Raw genomic sequence first — 21,263 nt, 5'->3', positions numbered from 1 at the left:
TATCCACTTTAAAGGTGGATATTTTTTTGGGGCTTACTTATAGAGTGGATAATGTGAATGGACTTTAACCAATACGTGATTGACGATTGTTTTTTTGTATGTTAGTATTTTTAATTGGTTTTTTCTACCGTTTAATGGGAAAATTGTTAATTCATTTAGGAGTATATTTTTATATAAGTAAATAAATTTTATTTTAATTGTTGTAAGCTATAAAAAATAAGGACGGTGTTTATGAAATGAATTTTACTCAAGATAGGTGGAGTTTTAAATGGCTTCATTTTTATTTGATGGTAGTAGTTGTTGCATCTCTTTTATTACGAATATATTTAGCATTTCATTTAGAAGGATATGAAAGAGATCAACTATTTTTCGTGGATTGGATGAACACGGTAGGTAAATATGGATTAGGTGATGTGTATGCACATGGGGATTTAGTAAACTATCCTCCGTTTTTCTTAGCTCTTTTAGGTATTTATGGAGTGATATTGTCATTTTTTAATATATCCGTGGATGCTGCTGGTGTTTTAATTCGAGTCCCATCAATTGCATTTGAAGTAGTGGCTATAATTATTTTTGCTATAGCTTCTAAAAGGATAGAAAATTCGATTGTGAGAGCAGCATTAGTGACATTTTTTGCATTTAGTCCAGCAGTTATAGTGGATGGGACTATTTGGGGTCAAGTAGACATGTTACATAGTATATTGATGGTTAGTTCTATTTTATTGCTAATGTATAAGCCAACTTGGTCTGGTGCTATTTACGCTATAGCGTTACTAGCTAAATTTCAATCGATCGTAATTGCGCCTGTATTTGCTATGTATTTCCTAAAAATCATTTTTGAAAAAAGAGAAGGTAAGCAATTAATTAAATTTATAATAGGGTTCTGTATCCCGTTATTAATATTCGGCCTTTATTTCGCAGCCCATGGAACATTTATTACTATGTTGACACAAGCATATTTAAATGCGGTGGGTACTTTCCCAACGGTAACTGTATTTGCTATGAATATTTGGTATTACGCGATTGGTACGGATCCTAATACGGTAGATACTATTCAAGTTTTACCACATATTACATTGAAAACAGTTGGATTAATACTCTTGTCTATTGCAGCGGCATTAACTTGTTTATATGTCTTTTTCCATCGCCATATGAATACGGCAGTTCTATTAAAAGCAGCGACTTTTATAAGTTTTGCATTCTTTATGTTACCTACGCAAATGCATGAGAGATATGCTTTCCCAGCATTAGTATTTGTCATCTTTTTATTGCTATATGAAATGAAGTGGACAGGAATAGCTTTAGGATTAACGTTAACAATCTTTTTAAATCTAGTAATGGTTCTGTATGCAGGCTCTAATACGAATATGGGAATGTTTATCGTTACTATTAATGTTTTTATTTTCTATGCTATGTGTAAATTATTAGTAAAAGAGTATTGTGATCGCTTTGAATTACTAATAAAGAAACAGTAAAAAGTATAATTTTAGAGAGAAGTACATTTTGCCAGTATGCAAAATGTACTTTTTTAGTTTGAAAGAGTAAAATTCCAATAGAAAAATAAACATGAGAGGATACTTAGAAAATATAATTTCTAAAATACTACAATCATTCGGATAGTTATTAGGACTCTTTTAAATCATCAATCAACTTCTCAGCTAAGCGTCTGTACATATTACTCATCGACACAAATGATGTTAGTAATAAAAATTTCTCTAGGTTCGGATTTTCTAAGGAAGAAATCTCACTTACTTCTGAAACACGGTTATTTACGTCTTGTGTAAAGTTTTCAACGTTGTTTTCGGTAAGGGTAAGATAATCTTTATATAGCGTATTTAATTCGAAGGAATCATCGCCTAATAAGGATTCATTTATATTTTCTAAGGAGCTTTTTATGTCATTAATGGAAAGGGCCCCTTTTAATTGATAAATTAGGCTAATTAAAATCATATGCTCTTTTGAGTATTTTTTATTTTTGATTGGAATAAACAGTTTCCCTTTTGCATAATTGTTAATCATTGTTTTTGTTAATACTTTTTCATCATCGGTTCTTGTTGTATCCGCATAAGTATTTTCAAATAGTTGGACAACCTGGTCTACATACAAGTCGACATTTGGAATATCCTCAAGCGTAATATTTTTTTCTAAATGTAATGTTTCAAGCAATTTATTTATATTTTTCACGTAGAACCCCTCACTTTTATAACTTAGTGGAGCATAAAGTTAAATTTATCTCTAAATATGGTATTACGAAACAAATGAATTGTAAATGTTGACCTCTAATAATAATGCGTATATAATTACATGTAGTTATCAAAACTACATGTAATTATATGAGGGGTGTTTATATGAATGCTTATATAAGGGAACCGGTTAATGCTTTTACCCACTTGGGGGGAGCTGTATTATCATTTATTGCATTATTAGCTATGCTTGTAAAAGTTTCTAGTAAGATGCCATCTTTTGCGGCAATTACAGCTGTTATTTTGTTTGGCATCGGAATGATGGTTCTGTATACAGCATCAGCTGTATATCATAGTGTGGTAGCCAGTGAACGAGTTATTTATTTCTTTCGAAAGCTTGATCACTCTATGATTTTTATATTAATTGCAGGTACATATGCACCATTTTGTTTAATTACATTACATTCCGCAAACGGTTTATTATTATTTTGTTTAGTTTATGCAACGGCCATTTGTGGTATTGTTTTTAAAATGTTTTGGTTTAGTTGCCCGAGATGGTTATCAACAGCAATTTATATTACAATGGGCTGGTTAATTGTTCTGTTCTTTGCACCGTTAGCTGCTAACTTAAGTGCAGGAGGTATCGTGCTTCTAGTACTTGGAGGCATTCTTTATACAATTGGTGGATTTATTTATGGAACAAAGCCAAAATGGTTAGAGTTTAAACATATGGGGCATCATGAAATTTTTCATGTTTTTGTATTATTAGGTAGTCTTGCGCATTTTCTAAGTGTATATTGTTACGTAATTTAATAAAAAAAACGCCACATAATAAAAATATGTGGCGTTTTTTTGTTACCTGATTAGAATCGTATATGTTATAAAATCATTATGGGATAAAATGTAAGTTTCTGTGTTCGCATGTTAAACATAGGATAAGAAATATGTGATATACTTTGAGAAGTTTATAATGAATGAAATATGGAGGACTATAATTATGGCAATACTTGTAACAGGTGGAGCAGGATATATTGGTAGTCATACATGCGTAGAATTACTAAATAGCGGTTACGAAGTTATAGTAGTGGATAACCTTTCGAATAGCTCTGTAGAATCTATAAATCGAGTGAAAGAAATAACAGGAAAACAATTTAAGTTTTATAAAGAAGATGTTTTAAATCATGAAGTGCTTGACGCAATTTTTGAAGAAAATGCAATTGACGCAGTTATTCACTTTGCAGGATTTAAAGCTGTAGGGGAGTCAGTAGCGATTCCATTAACATATTATCATAATAACATTACAAGCACGTTAGTGCTATGTGAAGTAATGCAGAAACATAATGTTAAGAAGATGATCTTTAGTTCATCTGCAACTGTATATGGTATCCCGGAAACGTCACCGATTACGGAGGAGTTTCCATTAAGTGCAACAAATCCATATGGTCAAACGAAATTAATGATTGAGCAAATTATGCGTGATGTAGCATTTGCAGATGCAGAATGGAGTATCGCGTTACTTCGTTATTTCAATCCATTTGGTGCACACGAGAGTGGGCGTATTGGAGAAGATCCAAATGGAATTCCAAATAACTTAATGCCATATGTAACGCAAGTAGCAGTAGGTAAGTTAAAAGAATTAAGTGTATTCGGAAATGACTATCCAACGAAAGATGGAACGGGAGTCCGTGATTACATTCATGTTGTGGACTTAGCAAATGGTCACGTAAAGGCGCTTGAGAAAGTACTGAATACAACAGGAGTAGATGCTTATAACCTAGGCACAGGCATGGGCTATAGTGTACTAGAGATGGTTAAAGCGTTTGAAAAAGTTTCGGGCAAGAAAGTTCCGTATAAAATTACAGAGCGTCGCCCAGGTGACGTGGCAGTGTGTTTTGCTGATGCATCTAAAGCAAAGCGTGAATTAGGCTGGGAGGCAACACGCGGATTAGAAGAGATGTGTGCAGATTCTTGGAAATGGCAATCAAATAATAAAAATGGCTATTTAGAAGTTTAATGATGAATAAAAAAATGACCTTTGCATAAAAGCAAGAGGTCATTTTTTATTAAGTTTATTAGCGAACCTAGAAAAGAACGTTTGCTGTTTTAAATGATATGATTTTACAATATCTTATGCTAGAAGATAGTAGAATGAGATAGAGGAATGTATTATTTTATTAATTTTTTATAGAAATTGAAAGCGTATTATTGAAAAGTATTCCAACACTTGTATCATTGCTAGAGTCCGTTTATAATCAAGGAATCCTATTTCATATTTTGATAGGATTATTTATTATTGAAAGCGTTTTAAGTTTCCTCTTTTTTGAGGTAGGAGGTCTGACTTATTCAGATAAAAAATTATGTATGTAGTTTTAAATGGGAAGAAAAATAATATCAGTATCACTTTATAGTGTGGGGAGGTTAAAAGTGTGAAAGGTAAAGATTTTCACACGAATATATATGGGTTATATAGGATTATTACTTTCAGGGGCAGCTTTATTTTTAAATAGTCTTGTTATATTAGGGAAAGCAGAGATGAAAAGTGCGGGTGTTTTTAATTTATTTGTGGGTGCACTACAAATTATTATTCCGTTTTATTTGATCATGATTTCTGACCAAAGCAATTGGACAGTGTATTCATATGCGGCTACTTTCTTATTTGGATTAACTTATTTATATGTAGGTGTTACTTTTATAAAAGGAATGGATAGTAGTGGTCTAGGATGGTTTTGTATTTGGGTAGCAATTATTGCTTTATTCTATATGGTTGTTTCATTTGTTCAATTCCATGATGTTGTTAATGCATTAACGTGGTTTATGTGGGCATTACTTTGGTATTTATTCTTTGTATTAAATACACAAAAGAAGAACATCAATCAATATCTTGGAAGGATTGCCTTCGTACAATCATGGGTAACATTGACTTTACCTTCACTATTTTATTTTATGGGAGTATGGGGAGAGGGATTCGTATATGAACTATGGGTTTATGTATCAGTAATTTCTATTTTGTACTTCTGTTATTGTATTTATAAATATCGAGTACGTTAATATATGATCTGCATAAAAGCATGGAATCGTTAAACTGATTTCATGCTTTTTTATATATTAGCGTTTTATAATAAAAGAGGTGGTATCTCATAAATCATGAAAATGGGGATGATGAAATTGAAGAAAGTGTTGGTGCTAGGAGGAACAAGGTTTTTTGGTAAACATTTAGTAGAGTACCTTTTGCAAGCTGGACACGATATAACAATTGCCACAAGGGGAGTCACTGAAGATTCTTTTGGTAGCGCAGTAAAAAGAATAATTGTCGATAGAGAAGATAGAAAGCTACTAGAAGAGCGTCTAGAAGGAAAAAGTTATGATATTGTATACGATAATTTATGCTATAGTTCAAATGCAGCGAAAATGGTATGTGAAGTTTTGAAAGGAAAAACGAAGAAGTATATTATGACATCTTCAATGGCTGTCTATGAACCTGCATTAAGTTTGTTAGAAGAGGACTTTAATCCATACGAATATGCAATTACATATGGAGATAGAAATGATTTTAATTATAGTGAAGGAAAGCGATTAGCCGAAGCGGTTTTATTTCAATATGCAACATTCCCAGTCGTTGCAGTGCGTTTTCCAGTTGTTATTGGAGAAAATGACTATACGAAGAGGTTACAATTTTACGTTGAATGTGTTGTGAACCAAAAACCTATCGTTGTGGATCATGTAGATGGAACTTTGTCATTTATACATGAAAAAGAGGCAGGAGAGTTTCTAGCTTGGTGCGGAATGGAAAATGTGAAAGGACCAATTAACGCCTGTAGTAACGGGGTAGTTTCTACGGAAGAAATTATTCATTTCATAGAAGAGAAGACGGGAATAAAAGCACTCATCCAGGAAGCTGGAGAAAATATAGCTCCTTATAATGAGGTAACTAACTGTACGTTACATAATGGAAAGGCTCGTAAATTTGGATTTTTGTTCCGAGAGCTGAAACTAGAAATAAAAAATGTTTTAAAACATTATATAAATACAATGAAGTAATCATAAATCCCCCGGTGGCAATCCGGGGGATTCTGGAGGATTTCGACAATACTGATTTTACATTACCAAATTTACCTTATACATACGACTAATGTTTTTGTGATTGAATTGCTTGTAAATACTTCTCGTTTACTTGGTCCCAGTTTACTGTATGCCACCAATTGGTAACAAACTCTGGGCGCCGATTTTGATACTTTAAATAATAAGCATGTTCCCATACATCAATTACGAGTAAGGGGATTTTCCCTTCTTGCAAAGGCGTATCTTGATTTGGTGTACTCATAACAGAGAGTTCCTCACCGTCAAGAACAAGCCATCCATAGCCACTTCCAAAACGACTAATAGCTGCTTTGGAAAGTTGATCTTTTAAGTTGTCAAAGGTATTGAAATAATAATCAATTACTTTTGCAACGTCTCCATTAGGCTCACCGCCACCTCGTGGGCTCATCACTTCCCAAAAAAGACTATGACAATAGTGACCACCACCGTTATTTCTTACAGCTGTAACAATTTCCTTCGGTAAAGCATCTAAATTACATAGCAATTCTTCTAAAGATTTATTATGTAATTCAGTATAATTTTCTAAAGTAGCATTTAAATTGTTTACGTATGTCGCATGGTGCTTTCCATGATGAATGGAAAGTGTATTGCTATCGATATGTGGCTCTAGTTCATCATAGTCATATGAAAGCTTTGGCAATTGAAATGAAGACATAACATTACCTCCTTTCTATTTAAAAAAGTTGGTCTAGGTAAAAATACTTTACCTGAGTCAAAAATACACCCATTTTCCATATAAGTCAATAGTAAGTCTGTTAATTTTCTGAAAAATATTACAATAAAAGTAACACTCTCAATTTCATTTGTGACTCCTATCCTTTTTGCTTATACTGTAAAGTAGCAAGGTTTTGTTGAAATAGAAGGAGATTGTTTATGAGTAAAACGAAACAATTAATAGAGGAAGCAAGTAATTTTATTACGATTTGTTATAAGGAGCTTCATAAAGAACAATTGATAGAAGAACGTATAAAAGAAATTCAAATTGAGATAGAGAAGACAGGGACATATGAGCATACATTTGAAGAACTTGTTCATGGTTCACGAATGGCATGGCGTAACAGTAATAGATGTATTGGAAGACTATTTTGGAGTAAGATGCACATATTAGATGCGCGCGAAGTAAATGATGAAGAGGGTGTATATAATGCATTAATTCATCATATTAAATATGCAACGAACGATGGAAAAGTTAAACCAACCATTACGATTTTTAAGCAATATCAAGGTGAGGAAAATAATATACGAATTTATAATCACCAATTGATTCGATATGCAGGATATAAAACAGAAATGGGAGTGATCGGTGACTCGCATTCTGCTACATTTACGGACTTTTGTCAGGAGCTTGGCTGGCAAGGAGAAGGTACGAATTTCGATGTATTGCCACTTGTATTTTCTATAAACGGGAAGGCGCCTACATATAAAGAAATTCCGAGGAAAGAAGTAAAAGAAGTGCCAATTGAACACCCAGAATACCCTATTTCATCACTTGGAGCAAAATGGTATGGGGTTCCAATGATTTCAGATATGCGCTTAGAAATTGGCGGTATTTCTTATACAGCCGCTCCGTTCAATGGATGGTATATGGGAACAGAAATTGGGGCGCGCAACTTAGCGGATCATGATCGTTATAATTTACTTCCGGCTGTTGCGGAGATGATGGATTTAGATACATCGAGAAACGGTACGTTATGGAAGGATAAGGCGCTAATTGAGTTGAATATTGCCGTACTACACTCTTTTAAAAAACAAGGAGTTAGTATTGTTGATCATCATACTGCTGCACAACAATTTCAGCAATTTGAGAAGCAAGAAGCTGCTTGTGGTCGTGTTGTAACAGGTAATTGGGTGTGGCTTATTCCACCATTATCTCCAGCTACCACTCATATTTATCATAAACCGTATCCGAATGAAATTTTGAAGCCAAATTTCTTTCATAAATAATATTTAGTGCAGTTTTTTTCTGCAAAATATATTTTTTTTAATTACTGTTATGTAGCAAATGGAAGCCTTTACTCTCGGTTATTTTTGGAAGAGGATTTTTGAACCAAGGAGTTCCTTATGTTATAATCAAATTTCTGTTTCGAAGACCTTATAGAAATATAAGGTCTTTTGTTTTGCTTTTTTATGTAAGAGAAAGAGATTTTTTCTTTTTAATAAGGGATTTGGCATGTTTTTAGGGACAACATAAGTATGTGGGAAGTCGATAAAATGTTATGCATATATAATTATTATGTTTTGGGTTTAAACAATAAAACATAATAAAGTTGTTTTTTTAGATTGCTGAGGAAGGAGGAAGTGTAAATGAGGATGAAGAGTCGAAAAACTGATTGGCCTGTGTTTATTATTAGCGGTGGTTCACTTTTATTATTTGTAATTGCAGTTTTTTTGAACAAGGATTATGTAGAGAGTGCGATTAATAACAGTTTCGCTTTTTCAATTAAATATTTTGGTGCCTTCTGGCAAGTTTTATTATTAGGTACATTTATTGTTGCGATGTGTATGGCGTTCTCCAAATATGGGAGAGTTAAACTTGGGGGATTAGAAAAACCTGAGATTAGTACGGCAAAATGGCTTGCTATTATTATGTCTACATTACTTGCCGGAGGTGGCGTTTTTTGGGCAGCAGCAGAGCCAATGTACCATTTGATGACGGTGCCACCAATACATGATGGTATATCTGCTGGAACGAAAGAAGCAGTTATGCCTGCTTTAGCACAAAGTTATATGCATTGGGGATTTTTAGCATGGACGATTTTAGGTACAATTAGTGCGGTAGTTATGATGTATGGACATTATCATAAAGGTATGCCGCTAAAACCTCGAACGCTTTTATATCCTATTTTTGGGGAAAAATTAAGAAAGAGCCTGCTTGGAACGATAATTGATGCAGCTGCAATTATTGCAGTAGCTGCAGGTACAATTGGCCCAATTGGATTTTTAGGTTTACAAGCAAGTTATGGGTTACAAGAATTATTTGGAATTTCTGATGTATTTACTACTCAATTAGCAATTATTGTTTGTGTAGTGGCCGTGTCTACCATATCGGCAGTAACAGGTATTGATAAAGGGATTCAAATTATAAGTAATTTAAATGTTAGATTAGCAATTTTGTTAATGGCATTCATATTACTATTTGGGCCAGGTGGATTTATTATTGATTCGTTTGTTTCTTCGTTTGGATTTTATGTAAGTGAGTTTATACCGATGAGCACATACCGTGGTGATACAAGTTGGTTAGGATCTTGGACAATCTTTTTCTGGGGATGGTTTATTGGATACGGACCAATGATGGCAATTTTAGTGAGTCGAATTTCAAGAGGGAGAACGATTCGAGAAATCATCATTGCAATTGGAATTATCGCACCTATTATTACAACGTTTTGGTTTACTATATTAGGTGGATCAGGTGTGTTTTATGAGTTAATGAATCCTGGTTCTATCTCGGATGCATTAAGTGAATCTGGTATGCCGGCAGCTATGATTGCAATTACAGGACAATTGCCACTTTCTAATATTATTGGACCAGCATTTCTTTTATTAACAATTTTATTTGTAGTGACAACAGGAGATTCAATGGCGTATTCCATTTCAATGGCAGTGACTGGAGACGGAGATCCTAGAATTAGTTTGCGAATTTTTTGGTCGCTTATTATGGGAGCAGTTGCAGCAATTCTTTTATATATGGGTGAAGGAAGTATTAATGCGCTACAATCGTTTATCGTAGTGACGGCAGTTCCGGTATCAATTTTGTTATTCCCGATGCTATGGTTAGCGCCTAAAGTTGCGGGAGAATTAGCATTAAAACAAGGTATTGTAAAAGAAGAAGATAAAACTGCATTCTTATTTCAGAAGGCTAGTAAATCAAAATAAATAAAAACGTAAAAGAGGAAGCATCTTAAATGAGATGCTTCCTCTTTTACGTTTAATCTAATACTTTTCCCTTTGTTTCTGGTACACATAGTAGCATTGTAATTAACCCGATTGGGTAGATGATAAAAATCAGGGATAATGCTCCAAGTAGGTTGCCACCTGTAGCGAGTAAGCCGATGATAACAGGCCCAAATCCAGCTAATCCACGTCCTGTACCGAAAATAAAGTTTTCTGCGGTAGAGCGAGCTTCAGCAGGATAGTTTTCAGCTAAAATTGCCCCAAATCCTCCCATCATTCCATTTGCAAAGAATCCAAGCAATGCACTTCCCCATAATAATAATGTTGAATCTGTGAATAAGAAGAAGTAAATGAGACAGTATACTGTACCGCCAATATAATAAATTGCAAAAGTTTTACGACGACCAATTTTATCAGCTAGAATACCAAAGGTTGCAATTCCAATTAGCATACCGATGGTAGAAATGAACATCCAGCCACTTGCTTTTGCTAATGTATAGTTATATTTATTTGCTAAAATAGTTGGCATCCATGTGAAGATTCCGTAATATCCGAAGTTCTGGATAAATGACATAATAATAAGACCGATTGTTGTGATTGTTACTTTTTTACTGGCAAATAACTTTCGAAGTGGGAATTTTTTTATATGTTTTAGTTGTTCTGCTTCAGTAGGTGTTAATTTACCTGCAGCTTCTTTTTGTAATAGTTCTTTTTTGTAGCGTTGTTTTTGCTCCCATATTTTCGGTTCACTTAAACTTTTACGGACATAGACAGCTAGTAAAGCTGGAATTAATCCAAATAAGAAAACGGCTCTCCATCCAAAATGCGGGACAATAAATGCTGGAAGGAGTGAAGCAACCAGTACACCAAATTGCCATCCAAGTGCAACAACAGATGTCGCTTTAGCGCGCATTTCTTTAGACCATGTTTCTGTTACAATGGCCATTCCGATTCCGAATTCACCACCAACTCCCATTCCAACTAAAAAGCGAAGAATTAATAATTGCCAGTAGTCTGTTGCGAAATAAATGAGTGCGGTTGCTAGTGAAAACAGTAAGATTGTGAAGGCCATTGTACGAATACGTCCAAATAAATCAGCAATAAATCCAAATAAATAAGAACCAATTAACATCCCTATTGTGGTAGCTAATGTTAAGTTTCCACCTTCAACAGGACTTAAGTGAAACTCTTTTAAAATATAGACAAGTACGAAAGATAATAGCAACATATCTAAACCTTCTGCTGCATATCCTAGCGCAGAACCAAATAATGTTTTATATCTTTTCGCTTTCGTCTCCTCTGTTATTTGTTGTACATCAGTAGTGACGTTCATTATTACTCCTCCTTATTTTCTACAGTCGCTATGGAAGAATAACAAAAGGCCTTCTCACCTGATATGATGAGAAGGCCAAAAAAGCATACGTATCCCAAAAAAAGAACATACGTATATTGTATTCCGACTTCCTTCTCAACCTCACGGGGTTGGGTTAAAGGACTGTATTATATTACTTTATTTTTAGCACTCTTCTATTGTATTGTCAAATAAAGAGGAAGTTATTATGTGTAAAATATTTCAAAAAATACTTCGTTCTTCTTGACGCCGACTTCATTATTTTCCCATAATAAAACTAACTAAATAAAAAGGAATGAATCAAAGATGCTAAATTTAGTACTCATGATGATTGAACGAGTCGGACTTATAGTTATTTTAGGATTTTTACTCTCTCATATTAAAACTTTCAGACGTCTCCTTCATAAACAGGATGGCTATGTAGATAAGCTTAAGCTTATTTGTATTTTTTCGGTATTTACAATTGTAAGCAATTACACTGGGATTGAAATAGCAGGAAATACGATTATGAATGAAAATTGGTTACAAGGTGTTTCTTCGTCAAGTACAATTGCGAATACGCGTATTATGGGTGTTGGTATTAGTGGCTTACTTGGTGGCCCTATCGTAGGGGTTGGAGTAGGGTTTATTGCTGGTATTCATCGTTATATGCTTGGTGGTACGACAGCGCTAAGTTGCGCAATCTCTTCTATTTTAGCGGGGATTATAACTGGTTATATCGGATATATTTTCAAAAAATATAATCGTACAATTACTCCTAAGTTTTCAGCAGTTTTAAGTGTTTTTATCGTATCTTTAGAAATGGTTATGATTTTATTAATTATAGAGGATGGAATTAGCGTTGTGAAAACAATAGCGATACCGATGATTCTTGTAAATAGTTTTGGAAGTTTTATTTTACTTTCTATGATACAAGCTATTTTGCGTCAGGAGGAGAATGCAAAAGCACTTCAGACTCATAAAGTATTGCGTATTGCTGATAAAACGTTACCGTATTTTCGTCAAGGTTTAACAGAAGAATCGTGTAAGCATGTGGCACAAATTATTCACCGCTTTACAGGAACGGATGCGGTATCTTTAACAGATACAGAGAAAATATTAGCGCACGTTGGATTAGCGTCAGATCACCATATTCCTTCACATAGTTTAATAACTGGTTTATCAAAAGAAGTTTTACATACAGGGCAAATAATGAAGGCGAAATCACGTGAGGTTATTAATTGCCAACATGAAAGCTGTCCCTTACAAGCCGCTATTGTTATTCCACTAACTTCACATGGAAATACGATAGGTACATTAAAACTGTATTTCAAAAATTCTAACCAGTTAAGTCGCGTTGAAGAAGAATTAGCAGAGGGGTTAGCAAAGATATTCTCCACGCAGTTAGAGTTAGGAGAAGCTGAGTTGCAAAGTAAATTACTTCAAGATGCGGAGATAAAAGCATTACAAGCACAAATTAACCCGCACTTTTTATTTAATGCGATTAATACAGTATCAGCTTTATGCCGAACAGATGTAGAAAAAGCAAGGAAGTTATTATTACAGCTGAGCGTGTATTTTCGTTGTAATTTGCAAGGGGCACGTCAGTTATTGATTCCACTAGAGCAAGAATTAAACCACGTACAGGCATACTTATCATTAGAACAAGCAAGGTTCCCAAATAAGTATGAGGTAAAGATGTATATTGAGGATGAGCTAAAGACAACTTTAGTACCACCATTTGTTCTTCAACTATTGGTTGAAAATGCACTGCGACATGCTTTTCCGAAGAAGCAACCAATATGCGAAGTGGAAGTGCATGTTTTTGAAAAAGAGGGTATGGTTCACTTTGAAGTAAAAGATAATGGACAGGGAATTGAGGAAGAACGTTTAGAACAATTAGGAAAGATGGTAGTTTCATCAAAGAAAGGGACTGGAACAGCTTTATATAATATTAATGAACGTCTTATTGGGTTATTTGGGAAAGAAACGATGCTTCATATCGAAAGTGAATTAAATAAAGGGACGGAGATTACCTTTATTATTCCAAAAAAAGTAGGGGAGGAAGAGCCGGGTGTTAAAAGTATTAGTAGTTGACGATGAAATGTTAGCACGTGATGAACTAAAGTATTTATTAGAGAGAACGAAAGAAGTTGAGATAGTTGGTGAGGCTGATTGTGTGGAAGACGCATTAGAAGAACTAATGCAAAGTAGACCAGATATTGTGTTTTTAGATATTCAATTATCCGATGATAACGGATTTGAAATCGCGAATATATTAAAGAAGATGAAAAATCCACCTGCAATTGTATTTGCTACTGCCTATGATCAATATGCGCTGCAAGCATTTGAAGTAGATGCGTTAGACTACATTTTAAAACCATTTGATGAAGAACGTATTGTGCAAACATTAAAGAAGTATAAAAAACAAAAACAAGCGCAAATAGAAACGAAGCACGAAATAAAGGGGACAGATGTAGCAGCAGAGATGCATAAATTAGCATTACCAATTGAAGAATCAATCGTACTTGTGAATATTGAAGACATTATATATGTAGGGCTTGTAGATGGGAAAGTAACAGTAAAAACAATGAGGGAAACGTATGTAACACATGATACACTTGTAATTTTAGAGAAGAAGTTACCACAAGCAAGCTTCATGCGCATCCATCGTAGCTTTATTGCGAATATTAATCATATTACTGAAATTCAGCCATGGTTCAATTCTACTTATAATTTAATCATGAAAGAAGGATCGAAAGTACCTGTTAGCCGTACATATGCAAAAGAACTCAAGAAGCTGCTTCGTATTTAAGAAGCAGCTTTTGTATTTCATCCTTTTATATTTGTAACTGATTCTGTATATTTGACGTTCTGTTATGTAAACGCTTACTTTAGTGTTTATGTCCTATACAATAAAGGTACCAAATCGAAAGAGGTGGCCAAAATGAGTACGAAAAAAGTATATAGTTTCTTATCACAAGTATTTATATTCTCAGCTATTATGTTAATTTCAAATATTATTGCAACGCATTTACCAATTCCAATGCCTTCATCGGTAATCGGGTTAGTTATTTTATTTAGTCTATTATGTTTAAAAGTAATTAAATTGGAGCAAGTTGAATCACTTGGAACAGCTTTAACCGGCATTATCGGATTCCTTTTCGTCCCATCAGGTATTTCAGTTATTAATTCTCTTGGTGTAATGGGGCAATACTTTGTACAAATTTTAACTGTAATTGTTGTAGCAACAGTTATTTTACTCGCTGTAACAGGATTATTTGCACAATTCATTTTAGGAAAAGATGAAAAAGAAACAGAAGATACAAAAGAATTGAAAATAGTAAATAAAGGACGCAAGCACGGAAAGGTTGCGTAACCATTGAATTTATATATTGTTAGGAGGTAATGAACATGGCAAGCACAATGACTCCATATTTCGGAATCGTCGTTTCATTAATCGCATACGGAATCGGAACATTATTATTCAAGCATTCAAAAGGGTTCTTCCTATTTACACCATTATTCGTAGCGATGGTATTAGGGATTGTCTTTCTAAAGGTAGGTAACTTTACTTTTGAAGAATATAATACTGGTGGAAAAATGATTAGTTTCTTCTTAGAGCCAGCAACAATTGCATTCGCTATCCCGCTATATAAACAAGTTGATAAGTTGAAAAAATATTGGTGGCAAATTTTATCAGCTATCGTGGTTGGATCTATTTGTTCAGTAATTGTCGTGTTCATTGTTGCAAAAGCAATCGGTTTAGATACAGCAGTAATGAATTCAATGCTACCACAAGCAGCAACAACAGCAATTGCGTTACCAATTTCAGAAAGTATTGGTGGTATTCCTGCAATTACATCGTTTGCGGTTATTTTCAACGCAGTTATCGTATACGCATTAGGAGCATTATTCTTAAAAACATTTAGAGTGAAACATCCGATTGCAAAAGGTTTAGCACTTGGAACAGCGGGCCATGCACTAGGAGTTGCAGTAGGAATTGAAATGGGTGAGGTAGAGGCAGCGATGGCAAGTATCGCTGTAACGGTAGTTGGGGTTGTAACAGTAGTTGTCATCCCGATGTTCATGCCATTCATTGGATAGTAAAACTTACTTAAAAAATAAGAAAAGCAAGCTATTTGTAGGACAGATTTCTACTGATAGCTTGCTTTTTATGTTACAGTAGTGGTAAGACCTATTTAAAAAAATGTAAGTTTCCTTAAATCTTCATTAATACTATGTAGAATACGTTTTGAATTAGGTCATTGTATTGTAAAATAAGAAGTAAGCTACTATATACCTGTTAAGGTAGGCATATAATGAGTTTATAAAAATCTTAATATGAATGAATAATTAAAAGTAGAAAAGAGAGAGAAATCTACTTATTAACGTTTTAGTTTATAGGACAGGAGAGAGTATTCGTCGATTATGCAAATAAAAAACCTGTTTCAAAGCAAAGGATTTCAGAGGTTACTCGTATTAGTAATACTTGCTCTCGTGTTATACGGGCTGCAAAGTATGTTGAATTTAATATTAATTACGTTTATTCTCACGTATTTAATGGATCGATTCCAAAAGTTTATTTCCCGCAAATTAGATCATTTCATGCCTATTAATCGAAAAATTATTATAGCATTTCTATATGTAATGTTAATTGGTGGAATTGCTATTACGCTATTTAAATATTTACCAGTATTAACGATACAAATTTCACAATTGATTTACCAATTCAATGTATTTTTAAGAAACCCACCAGATAGTGAACTAATTAAGTATGCAGTTAATGCTGTCAATCATATGGAGCTTTCTAAATATGTAGGACAAGGCGTAGACATTTTGTATAAATCAATTACGAATGTTGGTAAATTTGGTCTTCAAGTTTTACTTTCTTTAATTTTGAGTTTGTTTTTCTTACTAGAAAAATCTCGTATTGTTGGTTTTACTGCAAAGTTTAAAGAAAGCAGGCTTGCAATTTTCTATACTGAAATTGAGTACTTCGGTAAGAAATTTGCACGTTCATTCGGAAAAGTAATCGAAGCACAATTTTTAATTGCAGTTGTTAACTGTGTTTTATCCGTGATTGCACTATGGATATTAGGATTCCCGCAATTATTAGGTTTAGCATTAATGATTTTCTTGCTTGGATTAATTCCAGTAGCGGGGGTTATCATTTCGTTATTCCCACTTTGTATGATTGCTTACAATATTGGCGGTATTATGTACGTTGTTTATATTTTAGTTATCGTAACAGTGATTCATGCGCTTGAAAGTTACGTATTAAATCCGAAGTTTATGTCGCAAAAAACAAATTTACCGATTTTCTATACTTTTATGGTATTAATTTTCTCAGAGCACTTCTTAGGTGTATGGGGACTGATTATCGGTATTCCAATCTTCATTTTCTTACTAGATGTTTTAGACGTGACAAGTGATGAAATTGAGAAGGATGTTGGAACAAAATAAAGTGAAGTAGAGAAAAAGCATCGATGTTCGATGCTTTTTCTTTTATAACATTATGTTTCTTATGCCATACTGTAAGGAGAATATAGAATAGGGGTGAAGTAATGGCTGTAAATGAAAAGGTAGAATTGGCTACATTTGCTGGAGGGTGTTTCTGGTGTATGGTTTCTCCATTTGAAGAGATGGAGGGAATTATACAGGTTGTTTCAGGTTATACAGGCGGTCATAAAGAGGACCCAACGTATAAAGAAGTGTGCTCAGAAACAACAGGACATTATGAAGCAGTACAAATTACATTTGATGCAAATAAAATGCCGTATGAGGAATTGTTAAATATATATTGGAGACAAATTGATCCGACTGATATTGGGGGACAATTCCACGACCGCGGGCAGTCTTATGAAACGGTGATTTTTTATCATAATGAAGAACAACATAAAAAAGCTGAGGCCTCAAAAGAAGAGCTTGAGCAGAGTGGACGCTTTTCAAAACCAATTGCGACAAAAATACTACCAGCAGCTACATTTTATCCAGCTGAAGAATATCACCAAGGATATCATAAGAAAAACACATTCCGCTATGAGTTATATCGTAAAGGCTCAGGACGAGATGCTTTTATTAAGCAACATTGGCCAAAGGATAATGCTCATTTAAAAGAAAAACTCAATGAGATGCAGTTTTATGTAACACAGGAAAATGGTACAGAACCACCATTTCGAAATGAGTATTGGAACCATAAAGAGGAAGGTCTTTATGTAGACATCGTTTCAGGTGAGCCGCTGTTTACTTCTCTAGACAAATTTGATAGTGGATGTGGATGGCCTAGTTTTACAAAACCAGTTATGTCAGCAAGTGTGAAAGAAAAGATGGATGTGAGTCATAATATGACACGTACAGAAGTGAGAAGTAAAGAAGGAGACTCACATCTTGGGCACGTATTTCCAGACGGTCCAGGACCAAATGGCCTTCGTTACTGTATTAATTCCGCAGCTCTTCGATTTATTCCAAAAGAGGAATTAGAGAAAGAAGGCTATGGCGATTTCCTAATCTTGTTTGGAAATAAAAAATAACCTCGCAGTTAGCGAGGTTATTTTTTTGTTATTTTGCTTTTTTCTTTTTGAACTTGCTTAATACTTCATAAACGATTGGAACAATAAGAAGTGTTAATAACGTTGAACTTGTTAATCCACCAATTACTGTTACACCAAGTCCTTTAGAAATTAAGCCACTACCTTCAAATCCTAATGCAAGCGGGATAAGAGCACCGATTGTTGCAATTGCAGTCATTAAAATTGGACGAAGGCGTGTTGCACCAGCTTCTAATAAAGCTTCACGTGTTGATAGACCTTCATTTTCTTTATGAATAACGCGGTCGATAAGCACGATTGCGTTTGTTACAACGATACCGATTAACATAAGCGCACCAATCATTGCAGATACACTTAATGTTTCACCAGAGATTAATAAGGCAACAAGAGCCCCAATAATTGTGAATGGTAGCGAGAATAAAATTGCGAATGGTGCAAGAGCACCGCCAAATGTAACGACAAGAACGAAGTATACAATGGCAATCGCAGCTAACATCGCTAAGCCCAGTTGTTTGAATGATTCTTCAATATCTTTAGTAACACCGCCCATAGAAACATCTACACCGGAAGGAAGATCCATTTTATCTACTTCTTTTTGGACTGCAGCAGATGCTTTTGAAACGTCATCAGATGTTAGTTTTGCACTAACCTCTGCATAAACGCGTCCATCTCGGTGTGTTACTGTATTCGATGTTTCACCTTCTTTTACAGTCATAACATCTTTCACAGCTACTTCATTACCAAGTGGTGTTGTAATTTTGCGATTTGTTAAGTCATCGATTGTTTCATAATTTTGTTTTTCAGCTTCTACATATACATTGATATCTTTACCGTCTTTTTTAATTGTTGTCAGAACAGGGCGATCATGTTGATTAGAAAGTCCCATTCCAATTTGAGCAGCCGTTAAGCCCATTTTACTTAGCTTTTCTTGATCTGCGACTAAAGTGTACTCTGCATATGTTTTTGCAATACTAGAATCTATATCTTTTAAGTCTTTATTTTTCTTCATGATATTTTGAATATCTTTTACGACAGGCTTAATGTCTTCTGAGCTATCTCCGTAAACGTATAGTTTAATTTCATTACTACCGCCACTTGCTCCGAAGTCTTGGTTTTTCCATTCGCCTTTGCCAGACATCTTCTGTAAATCTTTAACGACTTGTTCTTTCTCTTTTTCGAAGTTTTTCGTGTCGTTATCATATTGCACGAAGAACATTGCTTGGTTTGATTGACCAGGACTCATTGGATTCTCTCCACCTAATGAGAACTGAATTGTTTTGGCGTCTTTATTATCTTGGAAGTTCTTCTCAGCTTTTGTTGCAATTTTTTCAACGTCTTCTAACGTTTGACCTGGTTCAGGATTATATGTTGCAATAATCATTTTTTCTTCTTCAGAAGGTAAGAAACTTACACCGATAACTGGTACAAGTGCAAGACTACCAACCAATAGAAGGACAGCGATACTTGATGTAATAATTTTGTGATTTAAAGCCCATGCAAGTATGCGTTTATAACCATTTGCTAATTTACTTGGCTTTTCTTCATGATGTACTTCTTTTTCCCTCATACTCTCTTTTTTAAATAAAGAGTGAGCTAGCATCGGTACGATTGTAACAGCTACTAGTAATGATGCTAATAAAGCGAAGACGATAGTTAAGGCAAATGGTAAGAACATTTCACCAATCATACCTTTTACTAGTCCAAGTGGTAAAAATACAGCAATTGTTACAATGGTAGAAGACATAATTGGGATAAACATTTCTTTCGTAGCTTCACGAATTAAATCTTTTCCGCGCAATTTCTCTTCTGATAACGACATACGTCGGTAAATATTTTCAATAACAACAATTGAGTCATCGACAACGCGGCCTATAGCAACGGTCATTGCTCCAAGTGTCATAATGTTAAGCGTAATATCCATTTGCTTTATGACTAAAACAGCAATTAATAAAGAAAGTGGTATTGAAACGACAGAGATTAACGTTGTTCGAATATTTCGTAGGAACAGCATAATAATAACAATCGCAAAGATAGCACCGAAAATTGCTTTGCTTAGCATTGTTTCAACTGATTTTTCAATAGGTGCACCTTGGTCGAATGTTGAAATGATCTCTAAATCTTTATATTTTTTCTCAAGATCTTTTACTTTATCTTTTACTGCATTTACAACATCAACTGTATTTGCATCAGAGGCCTTCACAATTTGAATTCCAATTGCTTCTTTTCCATTTGTTCGAGAAATGGATTCTGCTTTCCCAACTTCTTTAATGTCAGCAATTTCGTCTAATGTAACTGTTGGAATCCCGTTCATAGCAGTTGGATTCATTTGCGGCGTTTGTGCACCAGCGCCAGCATTTTGACTACCTTGACCGTTAGGTGAGGAAGGTATAGCTGGGATTTTAAGTTCTTTTAATGCTTTAATCGTTGTAATATTGCCATCTACAACAACTGATTTTTCCGTGTCTTTAAATGTGTATAAGCCAAGTGGTAAAGATACATCCGATCCCTTAATCACATTTTTTACAGTATCTTCACTTAGTCCTAGTTCTTTCATTTTATCTTTCTTGAAGACAAGCTGTACTTCATCTACTTGTTGGCCAGCAATTTGGACAGATGCAACACCATCAAGTCCTTTTAATCCTGGTACAACATTTTTTTCTACATTTTCAGTTAAGGTAGCTAAAGATTCATTCTTGCTTGCTACGCTTAACGAAATAACTGGGAAAGCATTGAAGTTTACTCGTGAAACTTTAGGATCTTTAACACCTTCTGGGAGTTTTACATTTGTGAGAGCTTCTTTAATTTCTGTTTCTGCTTTTTCCATATTTTTATCAAAATCGTATTCTACTTGAATAGAAGATGCGTTTTGAAAAGATGATGAGCTTACAACGTTAACACCGCTTAAATTTTGTAGTTGTTCTTCCATCGGCTTTGAAACTTTATCAGCTACTTCTTCTGGTGTAGCACCAGGATAGACCGTAGTTACTGTTACAATCGGTGTTGTAATATCAGGAATTGTTTCCAGCTTCATATTGAGTCCAGAGTAGATCCCTGCAATAGTAACAATAATGGTTAGTAGCCAAACTGCGAACTTATTTTTTAACGAGAAATTGATGATTTTGTTCATGTTTGCGCTCCCTTTTTATTGTATTGACCAACTGGTCAGTCTAATACATAATATAACTGACCAGTTGGTCAATCGTCAATAAA

17 protein-coding genes are annotated in these 21,263 nt (G+C 34.4%); 13 read left to right on the top strand and 4 right to left on the bottom strand.

The window, feature by feature from the left end; translation table 11 throughout:
* Positions 1–236 precede the first annotated feature (236 nt).
* On the top strand, positions 237–1,475 hold the full coding sequence (locus tag AC1Q8M_RS23575; protein WP_053563265.1) for a hypothetical protein: 1,239 nt from the start codon (positions 237–239) through the stop codon (positions 1,473–1,475).
* A gap of 148 nt (positions 1,476–1,623) precedes the next feature.
* Here the strand turns inward: AC1Q8M_RS23575 and AC1Q8M_RS23570 are convergent, their stop codons facing one another.
* On the bottom strand, positions 1,624–2,184 hold the full coding sequence (locus tag AC1Q8M_RS23570) for a DUF1836 domain-containing protein (RefSeq protein WP_090978343.1): 561 nt from the start codon (positions 2,182–2,184) through the stop codon (positions 1,624–1,626).
* A 164-nt stretch (positions 2,185–2,348) separates the two neighbouring features.
* Here AC1Q8M_RS23570 and trhA point away from each other — a divergent pair, with 164 nt between their 5' ends.
* The 4 genes from trhA (at position 2,349) to AC1Q8M_RS23550 (ending at position 6,221) form a co-directional block, all read left to right on the top strand.
* Positions 2,349–2,996 carry a PAQR family membrane homeostasis protein TrhA gene (gene trhA, locus AC1Q8M_RS23565; RefSeq protein WP_090978341.1) on the top strand — a complete coding sequence of 216 codons (648 nt, stop codon included), beginning with the start codon at positions 2,349–2,351 and terminating at the stop codon, positions 2,994–2,996.
* A gap of 184 nt (positions 2,997–3,180) precedes the next feature.
* Entirely contained in the window at positions 3,181–4,197 is a 1,017-nt protein-coding gene (gene galE / locus AC1Q8M_RS23560) for a UDP-glucose 4-epimerase GalE (RefSeq protein WP_053563268.1), read from the top strand.
* A gap of 443 nt (positions 4,198–4,640) precedes the next feature.
* The gene (locus AC1Q8M_RS23555) at positions 4,641–5,231 is read left to right on the top strand and encodes an AmiS/UreI family transporter (protein WP_000540540.1); all 591 of its coding nucleotides are present in this window, start codon (positions 4,641–4,643) and stop codon (positions 5,229–5,231) included.
* Positions 5,232–5,327: 96 nt separating this feature from the next.
* Positions 5,328–6,221 (top strand): NAD-dependent epimerase/dehydratase family protein, encoded by an 894-nt coding sequence (locus AC1Q8M_RS23550; RefSeq protein WP_000781720.1) that lies wholly within the window; start codon positions 5,328–5,330, stop codon positions 6,219–6,221.
* Positions 6,222–6,309: 88 nt separating this feature from the next.
* On the opposite strand, the gene sodA is transcribed toward AC1Q8M_RS23550, so the two are convergent.
* Positions 6,310–6,936 (bottom strand): superoxide dismutase [Mn], encoded by a 627-nt coding sequence (gene sodA / locus AC1Q8M_RS23545; RefSeq protein ID WP_000094037.1) that lies wholly within the window; start codon positions 6,934–6,936, stop codon positions 6,310–6,312.
* A gap of 218 nt (positions 6,937–7,154) precedes the next feature.
* Between sodA and AC1Q8M_RS23540 the strand changes: the two genes are divergently transcribed.
* Both AC1Q8M_RS23540 and AC1Q8M_RS23535 read left to right on the top strand, forming a co-directional pair.
* On the top strand, positions 7,155–8,225 hold the full coding sequence (locus tag AC1Q8M_RS23540; RefSeq protein WP_000047620.1) for a nitric oxide synthase oxygenase: 1,071 nt from the start codon (positions 7,155–7,157) through the stop codon (positions 8,223–8,225).
* A gap of 360 nt (positions 8,226–8,585) precedes the next feature.
* A complete protein-coding gene (locus AC1Q8M_RS23535; RefSeq protein ID WP_001242449.1) occupies positions 8,586–10,154 on the top strand; it encodes a BCCT family transporter in 1,569 nt (522 codons plus the stop codon).
* A 52-nt stretch (positions 10,155–10,206) separates the two neighbouring features.
* Here AC1Q8M_RS23535 and AC1Q8M_RS23530 read toward each other — a convergent pair whose 3' ends face one another.
* A complete protein-coding gene (locus tag AC1Q8M_RS23530) occupies positions 10,207–11,505 on the bottom strand; it encodes an MFS transporter (RefSeq protein WP_016513283.1) in 1,299 nt (432 codons plus the stop codon).
* 324 nt (positions 11,506–11,829) lie between these two features.
* On the opposite strand from AC1Q8M_RS23530, the gene lytS reads away from it, so the two are divergent.
* The 6 genes from lytS to msrB all read left to right on the top strand — a co-directional run bounded on the left by lytS (position 11,830) and on the right by msrB (position 18,035).
* Positions 11,830–13,599 (top strand): two-component system sensor histidine kinase LytS, encoded by a 1,770-nt coding sequence (gene lytS, locus AC1Q8M_RS23525; protein ID WP_000933592.1) that lies wholly within the window; start codon positions 11,830–11,832, stop codon positions 13,597–13,599.
* Positions 13,577–14,317 carry a LytR/AlgR family response regulator transcription factor gene (locus tag AC1Q8M_RS23520; protein ID WP_000921848.1) on the top strand — a complete coding sequence of 247 codons (741 nt, stop codon included), beginning with the start codon at positions 13,577–13,579 and terminating at the stop codon, positions 14,315–14,317. The genes lytS and AC1Q8M_RS23520 overlap by 23 nt, the downstream gene beginning before the upstream one ends.
* Positions 14,318–14,449: 132 nt before the next feature.
* Complete coding sequence (gene lrgA / locus AC1Q8M_RS23515) at positions 14,450–14,881, top strand: antiholin-like murein hydrolase modulator LrgA (RefSeq protein ID WP_000104913.1); 432 nt, start codon at positions 14,450–14,452, stop codon at positions 14,879–14,881.
* A 35-nt stretch (positions 14,882–14,916) separates the two neighbouring features.
* Positions 14,917–15,609 carry an antiholin-like protein LrgB gene (gene lrgB / locus AC1Q8M_RS23510; RefSeq protein ID WP_000168869.1) on the top strand — a complete coding sequence of 231 codons (693 nt, stop codon included), beginning with the start codon at positions 14,917–14,919 and terminating at the stop codon, positions 15,607–15,609.
* 324 nt (positions 15,610–15,933) lie between these two features.
* Positions 15,934–16,968, top strand: a complete 1,035-nt coding sequence (locus tag AC1Q8M_RS23505; protein WP_001166009.1) for an AI-2E family transporter — start codon at positions 15,934–15,936, stop codon at positions 16,966–16,968.
* A gap of 101 nt (positions 16,969–17,069) precedes the next feature.
* Complete coding sequence (msrB, locus tag AC1Q8M_RS23500) at positions 17,070–18,035, top strand: peptide-methionine (R)-S-oxide reductase MsrB (RefSeq protein ID WP_000290179.1); 966 nt, start codon at positions 17,070–17,072, stop codon at positions 18,033–18,035.
* A 28-nt stretch (positions 18,036–18,063) separates the two neighbouring features.
* On the opposite strand, the gene AC1Q8M_RS23495 is transcribed toward msrB, so the two are convergent.
* Positions 18,064–21,180, bottom strand: coding sequence for an efflux RND transporter permease subunit (locus tag AC1Q8M_RS23495; RefSeq protein ID WP_492334199.1), 3,117 nt, complete (start codon positions 21,178–21,180; stop codon positions 18,064–18,066).
* Between the last annotated feature and the right edge of the window lie 83 nt (positions 21,181–21,263).

The organism is Bacillus sp. GW823-FHT06A10, from assembly GCF_058795375.1.
The sequence above is the reverse complement of the archived record's forward strand: the minus strand, read 5'-3'. Positions and strand labels throughout refer to the sequence as shown.